The sequence below is a fragment of the Streptomyces noursei genome, from assembly GCF_001646665.1.
GTDB classification, from domain to species: domain Bacteria; phylum Actinomycetota; class Actinomycetes; order Streptomycetales; family Streptomycetaceae; genus Streptomyces; species Streptomyces lavendulocolor.
This window is the reverse complement of record NZ_LWBU01000249.1, coordinates 114,201-131,335: the sequence shown is the minus strand read 5'-3', so window position 1 is coordinate 131,335 and position 17,135 is coordinate 114,201. Positions and strand designations below refer to the sequence as shown.

Sequence of the window (17,135 nt, the reverse complement as noted above, 5' to 3'; positions counted from 1 at the left end):
ACACTAACGCTCCTGGTTGTAGGTACTACCCGGGCCGAGGCCCGATCCGTTCGTGTCCGTTCCCGCGTTGCGCCCCTGCTGGACACCGCGCCGCAGGTTGCTCAACCTGCCGCGCACGTCCTCCGGGGCGCGGGAGACCTGTGGGCCTCCCTGCGGGGTCTGCTCCGCCGTGCCCTCGACCAGGTTGGCCTTGGGAACGCGCCGCGGGAGTCCGGACGGGGTGACCCCGCCGGCCTTCGGCTCGCGGAGCTTCTCGGCCCGCTGCCAGCGCTCGTCGTTGGTCGAGCGCCAGCCCTCGGAACCGTTGTCCTCGCTGCTGCTCTGCGAGACCCGCTGGACCGGCTGCGTCTGCTCCGCCTGAGGAACCTGCCGCTGCTGCTGCGGGGCCGGAGCCTGCTGCTGGCTGCCGCGGCGCGGCAGACCGGCGTCGGTCAGCTCGTGACCGGTGCTCGGGGTGGGGCCCGAGGAGAAGCCTACGCGCTCGCGGCCGTTCGTGGGAGCGCCCTGGGAAGATTCCGATTCCGTCGCGTACCCGGACTCGTAACCGCCCTCGTAGGAAGCCTGCTCCTGCCACTCGCCCTGGTGGGACTGGGGCTCGAACTGGTTGTCGTACTGCGGCTGCTGGGACTCCTGAGCCGGAAAACCGGATTCCGCATAGGACGGCTCGGGGTACTCGCCGGTCGCGTACTCGCCCGTCGCGTAGTCACCGCCGGCGTACTGCTGCTGGTAGCCGTCCTGGCCGTCGTAGGCGTCCTGCGCGTAGCCGGCCGGCTGCTCGTACTGCTGCTGCTGCTCGTACGGCTGCTCGTAGCCGTAGCCGTCCTGGCCGCCCTGCTCGTCGTACGCGGCGGCCTGCTGGTCCTGGGCGGGGTCGTCGCGGTACATCTGCCGCTCGCCCTCGCCACCCTGGAGCTGCGCGCCCAGCGCCGCACGGCGCTCCTCGCGCAGCCGGGAGCGGCCCACCGGGTCCAGCGAGTTGCCGTCGCCCGACGCCTGCTCGTACCGGGAGTCGTCGAAGCCCAGCTCGGCGGCCGTCCGCAGCGGCGCCGCCTCGAACGCCTGCTGCTCCGGGATGATCTGCGAGACGGTGAAGTCGTCCTGCATGGCCGGGTCGCCACCACCACCGTGGGTGATCGCGTCCGGAAGCATGACCAGCGACGTCGTACCGGCCTGCTCGCCCGAGGGACGCAGCTGGACGCGGATGCCGTGCCGGTCGGCGAGGCGGCCGACCACGAACAGGCCCATGCGCTGCGAGATCGCGGCGTCCACGGTCGGCGGGTTGGCCAGCTTGTGGTTGATGTCGGCGAAGTCCTCGGCGGTCAGGCCGATGCCCTTGTCGTGGATCTCGATCATCACGCGGCCGTCGGGGAGACGGGTCGCGGTGACCCGGACCTTGGTCTGCGGCGAGGAGAACGTCGTGGCGTTCTCCAGCAGCTCGGCCAGCAGGTGCACGAGGTCGGTCACGGCCTGGCCGTGGATCTCCGACTCCGGTACGCCGGTGAGCTCGATGCGCTCGTACTGCTCCACCTCGGAGGAGGCGGCGCGCAGGACGTCCACCAGCGGGACGGGCTGGTTCCAGCGGCGGCCGGGCTCCTCGCCGGCGAGGATGAGGAGGTTCTCGCCGTTGCGGCGCATACGGGTGGCCAGGTGGTCCAGGCGGAAGAGGTTCTCCAGCTGGTCCGGGTCGGCCTCGTTGTTCTCCAGCTCGGTGATCAGGGTCAGCTGGCCCTCGATCAGCGACTGGTTGCGCTGCGACAGGTTGGTGAAGATCGCGTTGACGTTGCCCCGCAGCAGGGCCTGCTCGGCGGCGAGCCGGACGGCCTCGCGGTGCACCTGGTCGAAGGCGCGGGCGACCTCGCCGATCTCGTCCTGGGAGTCGATCGGGATCGGCTGCACCCGGGTGTCGACGCGGCCCGGGTCGGTACGGGAGAGCTGGTCGACCAGCATCGGCAGGCGCTGCTCGGCGATGTCGAACGCGGCGGTGCGCAGGCGGCTCATCGAGGTGCTCATCTGCCGGGCCATCATCGCGGCCAGGATGAAGGCGGTGAGCAGCGCGACGACGACGATGGCGCCGATGACGATGGCGTCGGTCTTGGCGTCGCTGGAGATCTCGGCGGCCTCGTCCACGGCCTTGTTCACCAGCTCGGTGCTGATCTCGCCGTAACCGTCGAACTTGGAGGAGGAGGCCCCCAGCCACGTCTCGGGAGCGATGCCCTTGGCCGCGAGCTCCTTGATCGCGTCCGCGTCCTCGGCGTTGCCGATCTCCGCGGCCATGGGCGCGAGGACCGAGCCGTTCTCGTCCTTCTTCAGGCTGATGCCCTCGGCCTGAAGCTTCTTGTCGCCCTCGGCGGCGCGGCGCAGCATGACCGCCTTGAGCTTGTCGACGTCCTCCTCGGTGCCACCGGAGTTGTACTCGCCGAGGGCGATCTGCTCCAGGTAGTTGTACGAGTTGAACGCCCGGCTCTGCTCGGCGAACGTCACGTCGTCCTTGCTGGGACGGACCAGCAGGTGCGTGCCGATCGAGCGCTGGAGCGACTGGGCGGCCTGGGCGAGCTGGATCGCGTAGACCATGCGGCCGTAGGAGGTGACGTTCCCGGTGCCGAGCCCCAGCTCGTTGGAGAACTCCATGAGGTAGTGCTGGACGTCGGTGTAGTCCTCTTCGGTCGTCACCGGGTCCTGCGCCTTGGAATAGGCGCTCTCCCGCACCTTCTCGAGCCTGGGCTCCTCGTTCCGGAACAGCTCGAGCCGCCGCTCGAGGCCCTGCCCCGAGGGCATGTCCTTGACGGCCTCGTCGAACTTCTCCTTGGCGGCCTCGGTCTCGGCACGCGCCTTGGTGACCTCCGAGTCGCTCTGGCCCTTCGCTGTGAGCAGCGGCACGGCCGTGAGGTCGCGCTCGTTGAGCAGCGCCTGGCCGTACTCCGAGGCGGCGCGCACGATGAGCGCCGTCTTCTCGGCGTCCTGTGCCTCCTGCCAGGTGTCGATGGCCGCCTTCACCTGGAAGCCGCCCATGACGAGCCCGACGAGCACGGGTATGAGGAGGATGGCGTTCAGCCGGGTGCCCACGCGCCAGTTGCGCGGGGACATCTTGCTGGAGCTGCCCTGACCGCCACCGCCGCCGGAGGCGGCCGACGGCGTTCCGGGCGTATCGGCAGGCGGCACCGCTGTGCGTGCGGGCGGGGTGAAATTGCCCCGCGCCTGCTGCTCTGCGGCGCTTTTCGTGCTTCGCCTCACTCGACCAACAACCTCTCGGCGCCGGCACCTACGTCGTGCCGTTTTTCTTTTCAGGGCCGTACTACTCGGGAGTTCGTCGCATTGCAGCACGTAAAGCCGCCGCGTTCCAAACCCCCCATCGGGGTCGTCTTCAGTGGTTCAGACCGCAGATAAATCGGGCATAAAGAGCGAGCCCCGCCAAAAGGCGGGGCTCATGTGAGCGCAGCGGCACCATTCGGATGCGTCTCGTGTCCGGCGCCCCGCAATTCTCTGTCGAAACGTTATGAACGTCGGGGCCGGCCGTGTCTAACGACACACCCGGCCCCTGAACGCCGCTACGACAACTGCCGTATGGGCACGTCTACTTGAGGCGGGCCATAAGAGCGTGCTCCACCAGCGTGATCAGCGCGCTCTTGGCGTCGGCACGGTGGCGGGCGTCGGTGGTGATGATCGGGGTGTCGGGGCCGATCTGCAGCGCCTCGCGCACCTCTTCCGGTGTGTACGGCTGATGGCCCTCGAAACCGTTGAGCGCGACGACGAATGGCAGCCCGCTGTTCTCGAAGTAGTCGACCGCCGGGAAGCAGTCGGCCAGCCTTCTCGTGTCGACGAGCACCACCGCGCCGATGGCGCCGCGGACCAGGTCGTCCCACATGAACCAGAAGCGGTCCTGACCGGGCGTACCGAAGAGGTACAGGATCAGGTCCTGGTCCAGGGTGATGCGGCCGAAGTCCATGGCGACCGTGGTGGTCTTCTTGTCGCCGGTGTGGGTGAGGTCGTCGATGCCCGCGGAAGCGGACGTCATGACGGCCTCGGTACGCAGCGGGTTGATCTCGGAGACGGCGCCGACGAACGTGGTCTTGCCCACGCCGAATCCGCCCGCCACCACGATCTTGGCGGAGGTTGTCGAGCGACCGCCTCCGGAACCGCCGCTAGAGCTTGCGAAGTCCACTGAGCACCCTTTCGAGCAGTGTCACATCCGGCGTTCCGCCGGCCTCTCCGTTGCCCGGCTGGTGGATCGCCACCATGCCCGCCTCCGCCAGGTCGGCGACGAGGATCCGGGCGACGCCCAGGGGCATCGACAACAGCGCCGACACCTCTGCCACCGACTTCACCTCGCGGCACAGATGGCAGATCCGCTGGTGCTCGGGAAGCAGGCTTCCCAGGTGTGCCGGGTCGGCCGTGGTGCTGACCAGCGCTTCTATGGCGAGCTGGTAGCGCGGCCTCGTCCGGCCGCCGGTCATGGCATAGGGCCGGACCAGCGGCTGGTCGCCTTCGACGCCGTACCCGGCGTCCGTGGGGACGCCGTACGGATCGTGAGAGGCGGGGGGCGGGGTCATTGATCCTCCAGTGACAGCAGGTGGTCTGCCTGTCGTCTGACTGGCCGGTGGGGGGCCGGAGGGGGCGGCCGACGGTGAACGAGGCAAGAGGGGGGAGGTACGGATTGGGGCGTACCGCCTCAGTGGAGCAGGCTGCCCTGCAGTTCCGCGCGCAGGTCAGGGGTGAGGACGCTGCCCGCGCGGTCGACGAGCAGGGCCATCTCGTACCCCACGAGGCCGATGTCGGCATCCGGGTGCGCGAGCACGGCGAGGGAGGAGCCGTCCGAGATGGACATCAGGAAGAGGAAGCCGCGCTCCATCTCCACCACGGTCTGGGCGACGGCGCCGCCCTCGAAGATCCGGGACGCACCCGCGGTCAGCGAGGTCAGTCCGGACGCCACGGCCGCGAGCTGGTCGGCGCGGTCGCGGGGGAACCCTTCGGACATCGCCAGCAGGAGCCCGTCGGCGGAGACCACCACCGTGTGGGACACCCCGGGGGTGTTGTCCACGAAGTTGGTGATCAGCCAATTCAGGTTCTGGGCCGCTTGGCTCATCGGTCTCAACTAACGCTCCTGCTGGTGAGTGGGGCCTGTGTGGAAACTGCCCGTGGTGGAGCTGCCTGCCTGACGCCCCTGCTGGATGCCGCGGCGGAGGTTGGTCAGGCGGCCGCGTACGTCATCAGGCGCACGCGAGACCTGCGGACCGGACTGGTGGGCCGACTCCTGCGCGGTGCCCGGTACCAGATTGGCACGCGGGACCCGGCGGGGGAGGCCGGAGGTGGTGACGCCGCCGGCGGCGGGCTTGCGGACCCGCTCGGCCTGGCGCACCAGCTCGTCGTTGGGGGTGGTGCGCCACGCACCGGTCGTGGAGGCCGGGTCGGTGCCCGGGCCGGAGCCCTGACCGGGAGCCTGCGCCGCGCCCTGACCGGAGGCCTGGCCGGCGGCCGGCACGTCGCGGCGCGAGGGCAGCGACGGCGTGGGCCGGGCCTGCGAGGGCCGCGCCGGACGGGGCGCGGGCTGCTGCGGCACGGCCGGGGTCGGCATCGTCCGGTCGTGGGCCGGGTACGCGGCGGCGTCGCCGCGTGCGGGCGCCTCCTGCTGCTGGGGCGGCTGCTGGGCCTGACCGTTCTGGTGGAACCAGTTGGTCTCCAGCGTGTCGTACAGCGGCGTACGGCCGTCCCCGGCGCCGGGCGCGGGCGGCAGCGCCTCGGGCTGCTGCTGCGGGAGCCCGGCGTTGTAGTCCGGGCGCGCGAACTGCGCCGTGGACGCGGGGTCCTGGCGGTCGGCCGACGGGCGGGCGTACTGCCCGGTCGTCTCCGGCTCCTCGTGACCGCGCGGCACGTCGGCGCCCCAGCTGGGGGTCTGCGGGCGCTGGGGGCGCTGCTGCTGGACCGGCTGCTGCGGCTGCTGCTGCTGAACGGGCTGCTGCGGCTGGGCCGCCTGCTGGGGCTGCTGCTGCCGGCGGGGCGGCTGCTGCTGGTGCTGCTGGCCGGCACCGGGCAGTTCGGCGCGCGGACCGCCGGAGGGCGGCAGCTGCTGCTTGCCGGGCCGGGGGGCCTGCTCGGCGGGACCGTTCTGCCAGACGTCCGAACGCGTCGGAATGCCGTTGTCCCGCGTACCGCGGCCGCCGTCGCCACCGCCGAAGGCGCCCGCGACACCGGAACCCTGACGCTGCTGCTGCGGCTGTCCGGCCGGCGCGCCCTGGCCCTGGCCGTGCCGGCCGTGGCGACCCGGCTGACCGCCCTGCGGTCCGCCCTGGGGCCCGCCCTGCCGCGCGGCCGCGTCGTCCCGGCCGGGCAGCGCGGCACGCGGCCCGCCTCCCGCGCCGAGACCGTTGCGGCCCGCCGGGGCACCACCCGGGCCACCGGGACCGCCGGCCAGACCGGGACGGCCGCCACCGGCCGCGCCGGGGCCGCCGGCGAGCCGGCCACCGGGGCCGGACGAGCCCTGCGGCATGCCGCCCTGGCCGCCCTGGCCGGGCTTGCCGGGCAGCTTCTTGCCGCCCTGGGCGACGTCCACCGGGAGCATGACCAGCGCGGTCGTACCGCCCGAGTCGGACGGACGCAGCTGGATGCGGATGCCGTGCCGCAGGGACAGGCGGCCGACCACGAACAGACCCATGCGCCGGGAGACCGACACGTCCACGGTGGGCGGCGACGCGAGCCGCTCGTTGATCGCGGCGAGGTCCTCGGGGGACAGACCGATACCGGTGTCGTGGATCTCGACGAGCACCCGCCCGTCGGGCAGCGCGTGACCGGTGACGCGCACCTTGGTCTGCGGGGAGGAGAACGACGTGGCGTTCTCCAGCAGCTCGGCGAGGAGGTGCACGAGGTCGTTGACGACGCGGCCCGCGACCTCGGTCGCCGGCACGGAGGCGAGTTCGATGCGCTCGTACTGCTCCACCTCGGAGGCGGCGGCACGGAGCACGTCGACGAGCGGGACGGGCCGGGTCCACCGGCGCCCCGGCTCCTCACCGGCGAGGACGAGGAGGTTCTCACCGTTACGGCGCATACGCGTGGCGAGGTGGTCCAGCTTGAACAGGGACGACAGCTGGTCCGGGTCGGCCTCGCGGGACTCGAGCTCGGAGATCAGCGACAGCTGGCGCTGGATGAGGCCCTGGGAGCGGCGCGAGAGGTTGGTGAACATCGCGTTGACGTTGCCCCGCAGCAGGGCCTGCTCGGCGGCGAGGCGGACCGCCTCGCGGTGCACGTCGTCGAAGGCCGCGGCCACCTGGCCGATCTCGTCCCGGGAGTGCACACCCACCGACTCCACGGACGTGTCGACGTCCTGCGGGTCGGCCTCGGACAGCTGCTTGACCAGCTCGGGCAGCCGTTCCTGGGCGACCTTGGTCGCCGTGTCCTGGAGCCGCCGCAGCGACCGGATCATGGAGCGGGCCACCACGAAGGCGCCGACCAGCGAGACGCCGAGCACGAGGAGGATCAGGGCACCGTTGATGATCGCGTCGCGCTGCTCCTCCTGGCGCAGCTCACGGGCGGTGCTGTCCATGTCGCCGAGCAGGGACGCCTCGATGGTGTCCATGACCTGCATCTTGGTGGCGTAGGCGTCGGTCCAGTCGAGGTGGTTGCGCGCCTCCTGCTGCTTCATGCCGTTGTCGTTGCGGAGCACGAGGTCCGCGTAGGTGTCGGCCTGCGCGATGGAGGGGTTGTTGGGACCGAGGGGGGCCAGCAGTTCCGTCGGGTCGCCGCCGAGGGAGCTGTAGATGTTCTGGAACGAGTTCATGGCCTGCTCCTCGTTCTCCCGAGCGGCCGCTCCGTACTCGCGGTCGTTCGTGTCCATCGACCGCTTTTCCTGGCTGGTCGTGGGGAGAGCGGCGGCGATGATCGCACGCTGGATGGAGGCGTACTCCTTGGCGGCCGAGAACGCGGCCAGCGCTCGGGTCCGCTTGATCATCTCCGGGTTGCTGGTCGCCTGGGCCATGTCCTGCGAGAGGCTGAGCAGCGAGTTGATCAGACGGTTGTAGCGCTCGACCGTCTGGAAGTCCTGGGCGCCGTCCTTGTACGCGCCGCTGCGGATGTTGCCGAGCGTCACGACCTGGCGGGCGATCTGCGTGACGTTCGTGTGGATGCTCTGCAGGGCCTCGTCGCCCTGCGTGTCACCGATGTCGTTGGTGGCGTGCAGGAACGCGTCACGCGCCCGGTCCGCCTTCTTCTGCGGCTCGGTGACCTTGAGGTTGGTGGGGGAGGTGCCGTTGGACAGGGGACCGGCCGTCAGGTCGCGCTCCTCCTGGAGCGCCCGGGCGAGGTTGGTCGCCTCCTGGGTCAGCTTGGTCAGCAGCTGCATGTGATCCAGCTGCTCCATGTCGTTCATGGACTCGTTGATACGGATGCCGCCCAGCGTGGTCGCCGCGACCACGGGGAGGGCGAGCAGCGAGACCAGACGCGTGCTGATGCGCCAGTTGCGCAGGGCTATTCGCGAACCGGCGTCCGTGGGGCTCTTCTCGGACGGCGCGCTCTTCGCACCCTTGGCGGTCTTCGTGCCCTTGGCGCCCTTGCCCGTACGGGACCTGCCGGCCGCCGTGGACGTGGCGTCGCCGCCCTGTCCGGCACCCGGGCGTCCCGCACGGTCGCCGCCGTCGCCGGCGTCGGCCGGTCCCGGGGCCTGGGTGTGCTGGGGCGAGGAGCCGCGGTCGGTCCCGCCGAGCGGCTCCTGCTCCGCCGCAGCTTCCCCTCGGCCCTGGCGGGCCTGGGGAGACCCGTTGCCATCCCTCTTGAAACGTCCCTGCACTAGCGTCGCAACCTCTGGACCAGGCGTCCCCCCGCGCGAACGGACAGGACGGTGTCGGCGTCGTGGAGCGCGAGCGCGCTCCAGTGGTGGTCGTGAGTGACCGGCGCAGATCCCCCTTCCTCACCGCCGCCCCGGCGCTGTGTTGCGCCCCAGCGCGCCGGTCTGGAATCCGCGGCGGTGCGTGGAATTCCAGCACAGTGCCGGATCTCCAACAAGGCCGACGACCCCCGCCCGTTATGGAGTCACACCACGTGAGTGACGGGTCACCGGCCGTAGAAAGCGAGTGGGGAGAAATGGGGCGTTCGCGTACGAGTCGCTGGTGGGGAGCTCGGGGGTGGGGGGTGTCCCAGTCGCCATGATCAGCAGCGGAATGCTGCATTCAGGTACGCAATGTCCGATTCTCGGGCCCCATCCGACCGTCCGTTATGTCGCGATCGACCCTAGTAGCGTGAGCAAACTCACATATAGATCGTTGCCTTCTACCGTCAATCACGGGGAATCCCATGTTTAGCCTGACGCTTTACAAAGAAGGAAAAACCGTCAACGAGGCGCCCGGACGGCGCCCCAACCCCGAGGTCGACACCACCGATGAAGACGACGATGACCATGCGCAGCATCGCCAACCCCCGCCGCACCACCCTGATGCACCTGGCCGACGCCGGTGAGCTCGACCAGGGCGTGCGGCCGGAGCACCCGGTCGACCTCCCCGCCAGCACCGCCAACCCGCGCCGCACGACCCTGATGGACGCGCCCGTCCCCGCCGCCGGGTGACGACGGCGGGCGGCGTGCGCCTCCCGCGTTAGCCTGGGACGTCAGACTCCAGCAAGCGGAAGTAAGGGGCGCGGCATCCCGTGCGCATCGCCAGGTTCTCCATCGACGGCAATGTCGCCTTCGGCGCGGTCGAGGGCGACAGCGCCCCCGGCGAGGAGGGCGGTCTCGTCCTCGACATCATCAAGGGTATTCCGTACGGAGACTTCGAACTCAGCGGGACGAAGGTCCCGCTGAGCAAGGTCCGGCTGCTGCCGCCCGTCCTGCCCAACAAGGTCGTGGCCATCGGCCGCAACTACGCGGAGCACGCCGCGGAGCTCGGCAACGAGGTCCCGGACGCCCCCGTCGCCTTCTTCAAGCCCACCACCTCGGTCATCGGCTCCGGCGACGCCATCGAGTACCCCTCCTTCTCGAACGAGCTGCACCACGAGGCGGAGCTCGCCGTGGTGATCGGCCGCATGTGCCGCGAGGTCCCGCGCGAGCGGGTCAAGGACGTCGTCCTCGGCTACACCTGCGCCAACGACGTCACCGCCCGGGACGTCCAGCGGCGCGAGAACCAGTGGGCGCGCGCCAAGGGCTTCGACACCGCCTGCCCCCTGGGCCCCTGGGTGGAGACCTCCCTCGACCCCTCCGACGTCACGATCCAGTGCACCGTCAACGGGGAACAGCGCCAGCTGGGTCGTACGAGCGACATGGTCCGCTCCGTCGAGGACCTCGTCGTCCACATCACCGAGGCCATGACGCTGCTCCCGGGCGACGTCATCCTCACGGGCACCCCGGCCGGAGTCGGACCGCTCAACGTCGGCGACGAGGTCGCCGTCACCATCGAAGGCATCGGCACTCTCACCAACAAGGTGATCAAGCGTGGCTAACGCGATCCGCGTACGTTTCTGTCCCTCGCCGACCGGCAACCCCCACGTGGGCCTGGTCCGCACCGCCCTGTTCAACTGGGCCTTCGCCCGGCACAACCAGGGCACCATGGTCTTCCGCATCGAGGACACCGACGCGGCCCGCGACTCGGAGGAGTCCTACGAGCAGCTCCTCGACTCGCTGCGCTGGCTCGGCCTCGACTGGGACGAGGGCCCCGAGACCGGCGGCCCCCACGCCCCGTACCGCCAGTCGCAGCGCATGGACATCTACAAGGACGTCGCCGACAAGCTGCTCGCCGGCGGCTACGCGTACCGCTGCTACTGCACCGCCACCGAGCTCGACGAGCGCCGCGAGGCCGCCCGCGCCGCCGGCCGGCCGTCCGGGTACGACGGCACGTGCCGCGACCTCACCGACGAGCAGAAGGCGGCGTACGAGGCGGAGGGCCGCGAGGCGATCGTCCGCTTCCGGATGCCCGACGAGCCGATCACCTTCACCGACGTGGTCCGCGGCGAACTCACCTTCACCCCGGACAACGTCCCGGACTACGGCATCGTCCGCGCCAACGGCGCCCCCCTCTACACGCTCGTCAACCCCGTCGACGACGCGCTGATGGAGATCACCCACGTCCTGCGCGGCGAGGACCTGCTCTCCTCCACCCCGCGCCAGATCGCCCTCTACAAGGCACTGATCGAGCTGGGCGTCGCCAAGGACGTCCCCGTCTTCGGCCACCTGCCGTACGTCATGGGCGAGGGCAACAAGAAGCTCTCCAAGCGCGACCCGCAGGCGTCCCTCAACATCTACCGGGAGCGCGGCTTCCTCCCCGAGGGCCTGCTGAACTACCTCTCCCTGCTGGGCTGGTCCTTCTCCGCCGACCAGGACGTCTTCACCATCCCCGAGATGGTGGCGAAGTTCGACATCGCCGACGTCAACGCCAATCCGGCCCGCTTCGACCTCAAGAAGGCCGAGTCGATCAACGGCGACCACATCCGGATGCTGGACGTGAAGGCGTTCACGGAGGCCTGCGAGCCGTGGCTGCGGGCCCCGCACGCCCCCTGGGCGCCGGAGGACTTCGACCGGGCGGCCTGGGAGGCCATCGCCCCGCACGCCCAGACGCGGCTGACCGTCCTCTCCGAGATCACGGCCAACGTCGACTTCCTGTTCCTGAAGGAGCCGGTCCAGGACGAGGCGTCCTGGCAGAAGGCCATGAAGGAGGGCTCCGACGCCCTCCTGCGCACGGCCCGCGCCAAGCTGGAGGCCGCGGACTGGACCAGCCCCGAGTCCCTGAAGAACGCGGTCCTCGCCGCCGGCGAGGAGCACGGCCTCAAGCTCGGCAAGGCCCAGGCCCCCGTCCGCGTCGCCGTCACCGGCCGCACGGTCGGCCTGCCGCTCTTCGAGTCCCTGGAGATCCTCGGCAAGGAGCGCACCCTCGCGCGCATCGACGCCGCGCTGGCGAAGCTCGCGTCGTAACGTCCCGTACGCGAAGGGGGGCGGCCACCGGTGCACCGGTGGCCGCCCCCCTTCGCCGTCCCGGCCCCCCGGCCACCCCGCCGCTTTCCCGGCCGTCCGCGCCCGGCACGGCGCCGTCGCCGCGTAGGCTCGGGCCCATGCCGATCCGCGCGATCCTGTGGGACATCGACGACACGATCTTCGACTACGCGAGCGCCGACCGCGCCGGCATGCTGCGCCACCTGCGCGCCGAGGGCCTGGCCGACGGGTACGACTCCGTCGACCGGGCCCTCACCCGCTGGAAGGAGCTCACGGCCCTCCACTGGCAGCGCTTCGAGGCCGGCGGCGTGGGGTTCGAGGAGCAGCGGCGCGACCGGGTGCGGGACTTCCTCGGCAGGAGCATGACCGACGACGAGGCGGACGCCTGGTTCCGGCGGTACCTGCGCCACTACGAGGCCGCGTGGGAGCTGTTCCCCGACACCCTGCCCGCCCTGGAGCTGCTGGCCGCCGACTACCGGCACGCCGCCCTGTCGAACTCCTCCGTCCACAACCAGGAGCGCAAGCTGCGCGTCCTGGGCGTACGGGACCGTTTCGAGGCCCTGCTGTGCGCGGCCGAGCTGGGGGTGGCCAAGCCCGACCCCGCGGCCTTCCACGCCGCCTGCGACGCCCTCCGGCTGCGCCCGGCGGACGTCGCGTACGTCGGCGACCAGCCGGACATCGACGCCCGTGGCGCCGTCGAGGCGGGGCTCACCGGCATCTGGCTGGACCGTACCGGGAAGGGCGGCAGGCCCGAGCTGACCAGGATCACGGGCCTGGACCAGCTCCCCGGCCTGCTGCGCGGCGATACCCGTTTTGGAGCCCCGGACTCCTTCGGGTAATGTTCTTCCTGCGCCGAGGGGAGCGGGCCGAAAGGCCGGAACCCGGAAGCGTAACCCGAACAAAATCCCCGTCGGGGGTTGCGTTTTGGTGGCCTATGGTGTAATTGGCAGCACGACTGATTCTGGTTCAGTTAGTCTAGGTTCGAGTCCTGGTAGGCCAGCTCGCAGAGCTTATCTGCATCGCGGATGGCATCCGCAAAGCCCCCGTTGTGTAGCGGCCTAGCACGCCGCCCTCTCAAGGCGGTAGCGCCGGTTCGAATCCGGTCGGGGGTACAGATCCTTCCCGCGAGATCGTCTGGGTCGCACCCATGATCTCGATGCAGGATCGCTAGGGCCCCCGTTGTGTAGCGGCCTAGCACGCCGCCCTCTCAAGGCGGTAGCGCCGGTTCGAATCCGGTCGGGGGTACCAACTGGTCTAAGCCACCAGTGGCCTATGGTGTAATTGGCAGCACGACTGATTCTGGTTCAGTTAGTCTAGGTTCGAGTCCTGGTAGGCCAGCGGATCATCACTGATCTTGCCCCCGTTGTGTAGCGGCCTAGCACGCCGCCCTCTCAAGGCGGTAGCGCCGGTTCGAATCCGGTCGGGGGTACGCACAGAAGAAGCCCTCCCCAGCAGGGGAGGGCTTCTTCGCGTCCGACAACAGCAGAGAGCGCCGAACAACTCCGGCCCACCGCTGCGGCGTTGGAGCGGTGGACCGGGAGTCGGCAGCAGGAACGGTGATCAGCCGGAGCGCCGCAGCGCGTCCGAGAGCCGGGCGGCGGCGTCGATGACCGCCTGGGCGTGCATCCGGCCCGGGTGGCGGGTCAGGCGCTCGATCGGGCCCGAGACCGACACGGCGGCCACCACCCGGTTCGAGGGGCCCCGCACGGGCGCGGAGACGGACGCCACCCCCGGCTCGCGCTCACCGATCGACTGGGCCCAGCCACGGCGGCGTACGCCCGACAGGGCCGTCGCCGTGAAGCGGGCCCCCTGCAGACCCCGGTGCAGCCGCTCGGGCTCCTCCCAGGCCATCAGGATCTGGGCCGACGAGCCGGCCTTCATCGTGAGGGTCGAGCCGACCGGCACGGTGTCCCGCAGACCGGACAGCCGCTCCGCCGCGGCGACGCAGATGCGCATGTCGCCCTGGCGGCGGTAGAGCTGCGCGCTCTCGCCGGTCACGTCCCGCAGGTGGGTGAGTACCGGTCCCGCCGTGGCCAGCAGACGGTCCTCGCCGGCCGCGGCGGCGAGCTCCGCCAGCCGCGGGCCGAGGATGAACCGGCCCTGCATGTCCCTCGCCACCATCCGGTGGTGTTCCAGTGCCACGGCAAGACGGTGTGCCGTGGGTCGTGCGAGCCCTGTCGCCGCGACCAGCCCGGCGAGGGTGGCCGGACCGGACTCCAGGGCGCTCAATACCAGAGCTGCCTTGTCGAGAACGCCGACGCCGCTAGAGTTGTCCATGCAACGATATTCACGTCTCACTCTGTGAAACGCAAGTTCAATTTTTCCCGGAACTTGCCACCCTGTACGTACGGCCCGGGGACCAACGGGTCCGATGTCGACGTCCAGCACGTGAAACGTGGGTTTACGGGCGTGGGCCCACAGATCTCTAGAGGAGCCGGCACACCACGCCGGCCGGAGGGAAAGCGATGGGTAGGACTCTCGCGGAGAAGGTCTGGGACGACCATGTCGTCCGGCGCGCCGAAGGCGAGCCCGACCTGCTCTTCATCGATCTGCACCTGCTGCACGAGGTGACCAGCCCCCAGGCCTTCGACGGTCTGCGCAAGAGCGGCCGGCAGGTGCGGCGCCTCGACCTCACCATCGCGACCGAGGACCACAACACCCCCACCCTCGACATCGACAAGCCCATCGCCGACCCGGTCTCCCGGGTCCAGCTGGAGACGCTGCGCAAGAACTGCGCCGACTTCGGTGTCCGCCTGCACCCCCTGGGCGACGTCGAGCAGGGCGTCGTCCACGTCGTGGGACCGCAGCTGGGCCTGACCCAGCCGGGCACCACCGTGGTCTGCGGCGACTCCCACACCTCCACGCACGGCGCCTTCGGCGCGCTCGCCTTCGGTATCGGCACCTCCCAGGTCGAGCACGTCCTCGCCACCCAGACGCTGCCCATGGCCCGCCCCAAGACCATGGCGATCACCGTCGACGGGGAGCTGCCCGAGGACGTCACCGCCAAGGACCTCATCCTGGCGATCATCGCCAGGATCGGCACCGGCGGCGGCCAGGGCTACGTCCTGGAGTACCGCGGCCCCGCCATCGAGAAACTCTCGATGGAGGCCCGCATGACCATCTGCAACATGTCGATCGAGGCCGGTGCCCGCGCGGGCATGATCGCCCCGGACGAGACCACCTTCGCCTACCTCGAGGGCCGTGCGCACGCCCCCGAGGGCGAGGACTGGGACGCGGCGGTCGCCTACTGGAAGACGCTGCGCAGCGACGAGGACGCGGTCTTCGACGCCGAGGTCGTCATCGACGCCTCCGAGCTGGCCCCCTTCGTCACCTGGGGCACCAACCCCGGCCAGGGTGCGCCGCTTTCGGCGTCGGTCCCCGACCCGGCTTCGTACGAAGACGCTTCGGAGCGCCTGGCCGCCGAGAACGCCCTGAAGTACATGGGGTTGACCGCCGGACAGCCGCTGCGCGACATCAAGGTCGACACCGTCTTCGTGGGCTCCTGCACCAACGGCCGCATCGAGGACCTGCGCTCCGCCGCCGGCATCCTGGACGGCCGCAAAGTCGCCGACGGCGTACGGATGCTGGTCGTCCCCGGCTCGGTCCGGGTCGCCCTGCAGGCGGTCGAGGAGGGCCTGGACAAGGTCTTCAAGGAGGCCGGCGCCGAATGGCGGCACGCGGGCTGCTCGATGTGCCTGGGCATGAACCCCGACCAACTCGCCCCCGGCGAGCGTTCCGCCTCCACCTCCAACCGCAACTTCGAGGGCAGGCAGGGCAAGGGCGGCCGCACCCACCTGGTGTCGCCCCAGGTCGCCGCCGCCACCGCGGTGCTGGGCCACCTGGCCTCGCCCGCCGACCTGTCCGAAGCCCCCGCGACCGCCGGAGTCTGAGCAACCATGGAAGCTTTCACCACCCACACCGGCCGGGCCGTCCCGCTGCGCCGCAGCAATGTGGACACCGACCAGATCATCCCGGCCCACTGGCTGAAGAAGGTCACCCGCGACGGCTTCGAGGACGGCCTGTTCGAGGCCTGGCGCAAGGACCCCGAGTTCGTCCTCAACCGCCCCGAGCGGCAGGGCGCCACGGTCCTGGTCGCCGGCCCCGACTTCGGCACCGGCTCCTCGCGCGAGCACGCGGTCTGGGCGCTCCAGAACTACGGCTTCAAGGCCGTCATCTCCTCCCGCTTCGCCGACATCTTCCGCGGCAACTCGCTGAAGAACGGCCTGCTCACCGTGGTCCTCGACCAGCCGACGGTGGACGCGCTGTGGGAGCTGACCGAGACCGACCCGCAGGCGGAGATCACCGTCGACCTGGAGGCCCGTGAGGTCCGCGCCCAGGGCATCACCGCGGCGTTCGAACTCGACGAGAACGCCCGCTGGCGGCTGCTCAACGGCCTGGACGACATCAGCATCACCCTGCAGAACGAGGCGGACATCGCCGCCTACGAGGCGAAGCGCCCGTCGTACAAGCCGCGCACCCTCCAGGTCTGACCCTCGAGGACACCCCCGCGCGACACCCTCCGGTGCCCCCGGCCGATCACGGCCGGGGGCACCGTCGTGCGTGGCGGCGGCCGCCGTTCCGAGGGGGCTCAACTCCGCCGCGCGAACCACGGAGACGATGGCCGAAAGTGACCTTGCCCGTCGGCGGGAAGGGCGCTTGGGGGGCCATCCGGCTGACGTCGGCGACATCCCGCACGGCACCCCCGCGGACCCCCTGAACGGCAGGGCGGTGGGCCCCAACTTCCGTACATCGAACGGAGATTACTGGGTAGATGCCTTCCGGTGAGCGGGTCGCCCGGTCGGCCGTGAAATGCCGCCAGGACAGGCCAGTTACCCCCTACGGAGGCGACAACTCGCCCCAGATGGCACAATCGGTGCATGGAACGCGACAGCCAACTCGAGCTCTATCAGGCCGTCGCAGCCCGACTGAAAGAAGCGCACACCCGAGTGCGCGAACTGCAAGTCCCGGAGGGCGTAAGGATGACGCTGTCCCGGCAGCTGTTGGCCGTCACGGCCGTGGCGAAGCACGATCTCGCAGGCGCGGCAAGGCGGCTCGACCGGTTGATGAAGGCCCTCGACGAGGGCCGAATCCCCGAAGGGGACTGACACTCGAACTCCGCAGCGGCCGACTTCATTGCGGCACTAGGGTGATTAGCCCGTTTCGTGTTTGATTTGCGGTATATATCTGCCTAACGTGCGAAAAGCTTGAACACTTTCGTTCCGGCAATGTCTCCGAAGGGGAA

General features: G+C 70.3%; 13 protein-coding genes and 5 tRNA genes. 12 read left to right on the top strand and 6 right to left on the bottom strand.

The features are described from left to right. Positions 1-3 precede the first annotated feature (3 nt). From A4V12_RS17855 to A4V12_RS17835, 5 genes are all read right to left on the bottom strand, one after another. On the bottom strand, positions 4-3,231 hold the full coding sequence (locus A4V12_RS17855) for a sensor histidine kinase (protein ID WP_064070347.1): 3,228 nt from the start codon (positions 3,229-3,231) through the stop codon (positions 4-6). 340 nt (positions 3,232-3,571) lie between these two features. Then, on the bottom strand, positions 3,572-4,159 hold the full coding sequence (locus A4V12_RS17850) for an ATP/GTP-binding protein (protein ID WP_079137103.1): 588 nt from the start codon (positions 4,157-4,159) through the stop codon (positions 3,572-3,574). Then, entirely contained in the window at positions 4,140-4,547 is a 408-nt protein-coding gene (locus A4V12_RS17845) for a DUF742 domain-containing protein (protein WP_064070345.1), read from the bottom strand. Before A4V12_RS17845 ends, A4V12_RS17850 begins: the two co-directional genes overlap by 20 nt. Before the next feature lie 119 nt (positions 4,548-4,666). Then, positions 4,667-5,080, bottom strand: coding sequence for a roadblock/LC7 domain-containing protein (locus tag A4V12_RS17840; RefSeq protein WP_064070344.1), 414 nt, complete (start codon positions 5,078-5,080; stop codon positions 4,667-4,669). A 9-nt stretch (positions 5,081-5,089) separates the two neighbouring features. Further along, positions 5,090-8,770, bottom strand: a complete 3,681-nt coding sequence (locus A4V12_RS17835) for a sensor histidine kinase (RefSeq protein ID WP_064070343.1) — start codon at positions 8,768-8,770, stop codon at positions 5,090-5,092. 588 nt (positions 8,771-9,358) lie between these two features. On the opposite strand from A4V12_RS17835, the gene A4V12_RS17830 reads away from it, so the two are divergent. The 9 genes from A4V12_RS17830 (at position 9,359) to A4V12_RS17790 (ending at position 13,322) form a co-directional block, all read left to right on the top strand. Then, a complete protein-coding gene (locus A4V12_RS17830; RefSeq protein WP_064070342.1) occupies positions 9,359-9,541 on the top strand; it encodes a hypothetical protein in 183 nt (60 codons plus the stop codon). Positions 9,542-9,621: 80 nt separating this feature from the next. Further along, on the top strand, positions 9,622-10,410 hold the full coding sequence (locus A4V12_RS17825) for a fumarylacetoacetate hydrolase family protein (protein WP_064070341.1): 789 nt from the start codon (positions 9,622-9,624) through the stop codon (positions 10,408-10,410). Next, on the top strand, positions 10,403-11,875 hold the full coding sequence (gene gltX, locus A4V12_RS17820) for a glutamate--tRNA ligase (protein ID WP_064070340.1): 1,473 nt from the start codon (positions 10,403-10,405) through the stop codon (positions 11,873-11,875). The genes A4V12_RS17825 and gltX overlap by 8 nt, the downstream gene beginning before the upstream one ends. Positions 11,876-12,012: 137 nt before the next feature. Then, entirely contained in the window at positions 12,013-12,732 is a 720-nt protein-coding gene (locus A4V12_RS17815) for an HAD family hydrolase (RefSeq protein ID WP_064070339.1), read from the top strand. Between the two features lie 89 nt (positions 12,733-12,821). Beyond that, a tRNA-Gln gene (locus A4V12_RS17810) sits at positions 12,822-12,893 on the top strand. Between the two features lie 39 nt (positions 12,894-12,932). Further along, positions 12,933-13,005 (top strand) — tRNA-Glu (locus A4V12_RS17805). Positions 13,006-13,065: 60 nt separating this feature from the next. Then, positions 13,066-13,141, top strand: a tRNA-Glu gene (locus tag A4V12_RS17800). An 18-nt stretch (positions 13,142-13,159) separates the two neighbouring features. Beyond that, positions 13,160-13,231: transfer RNA gene (locus A4V12_RS17795), tRNA-Gln, on the top strand. 18 nt (positions 13,232-13,249) lie between these two features. Beyond that, positions 13,250-13,322: transfer RNA gene (locus tag A4V12_RS17790), tRNA-Glu, on the top strand. Positions 13,323-13,453: 131 nt separating this feature from the next. On the opposite strand, the gene ndgR is transcribed toward A4V12_RS17790, so the two are convergent. After that, on the bottom strand, positions 13,454-14,170 hold the full coding sequence (gene ndgR / locus A4V12_RS17785) for an IclR family transcriptional regulator NdgR (protein ID WP_017947593.1): 717 nt from the start codon (positions 14,168-14,170) through the stop codon (positions 13,454-13,456). Between the two features lie 188 nt (positions 14,171-14,358). Here ndgR and leuC point away from each other — a divergent pair, with 188 nt between their 5' ends. The 3 genes from leuC to A4V12_RS17770 all read left to right on the top strand — a co-directional run bounded on the left by leuC (position 14,359) and on the right by A4V12_RS17770 (position 16,998). Beyond that, a complete protein-coding gene (gene leuC, locus A4V12_RS17780) occupies positions 14,359-15,783 on the top strand; it encodes a 3-isopropylmalate dehydratase large subunit (RefSeq protein WP_064070338.1) in 1,425 nt (474 codons plus the stop codon). Between the two features lie 6 nt (positions 15,784-15,789). Beyond that, entirely contained in the window at positions 15,790-16,383 is a 594-nt protein-coding gene (gene leuD / locus A4V12_RS17775) for a 3-isopropylmalate dehydratase small subunit (RefSeq protein ID WP_064070337.1), read from the top strand. A 387-nt stretch (positions 16,384-16,770) separates the two neighbouring features. After that, the gene (locus A4V12_RS17770) at positions 16,771-16,998 is read left to right on the top strand and encodes a hypothetical protein (RefSeq protein WP_064070336.1); all 228 of its coding nucleotides are present in this window, start codon (positions 16,771-16,773) and stop codon (positions 16,996-16,998) included. The last annotated feature ends 137 nt before the right edge of the window (positions 16,999-17,135 follow it).

Coding starts and splice junctions, on each gene's coding strand:
- A4V12_RS17845 (WP_064070345.1), bottom strand. CDS start 4,547: ATGACCCCGCCCCCCGCCTCTCACGATCCGTACGGCGTCCCCACGGAC.
- A4V12_RS17840 (WP_064070344.1), bottom strand. CDS start 5,080: ATGAGCCAAGCGGCCCAGAACCTGAATTGGCTGATCACCAACTTCGTG.
- A4V12_RS17830 (WP_064070342.1), top strand. CDS start 9,359: ATGAAGACGACGATGACCATGCGCAGCATCGCCAACCCCCGCCGCACC.
- A4V12_RS17815 (WP_064070339.1), top strand. CDS start 12,013: ATGCCGATCCGCGCGATCCTGTGGGACATCGACGACACGATCTTCGAC.
- ndgR (WP_017947593.1), bottom strand. CDS start 14,170: ATGGACAACTCTAGCGGCGTCGGCGTTCTCGACAAGGCAGCTCTGGTA.
- leuC (WP_064070338.1), top strand. CDS start 14,359: ATGGGTAGGACTCTCGCGGAGAAGGTCTGGGACGACCATGTCGTCCGG.
- leuD (WP_064070337.1), top strand. CDS start 15,790: ATGGAAGCTTTCACCACCCACACCGGCCGGGCCGTCCCGCTGCGCCGC.
- A4V12_RS17770 (WP_064070336.1), top strand. CDS start 16,771: ATGGAACGCGACAGCCAACTCGAGCTCTATCAGGCCGTCGCAGCCCGA.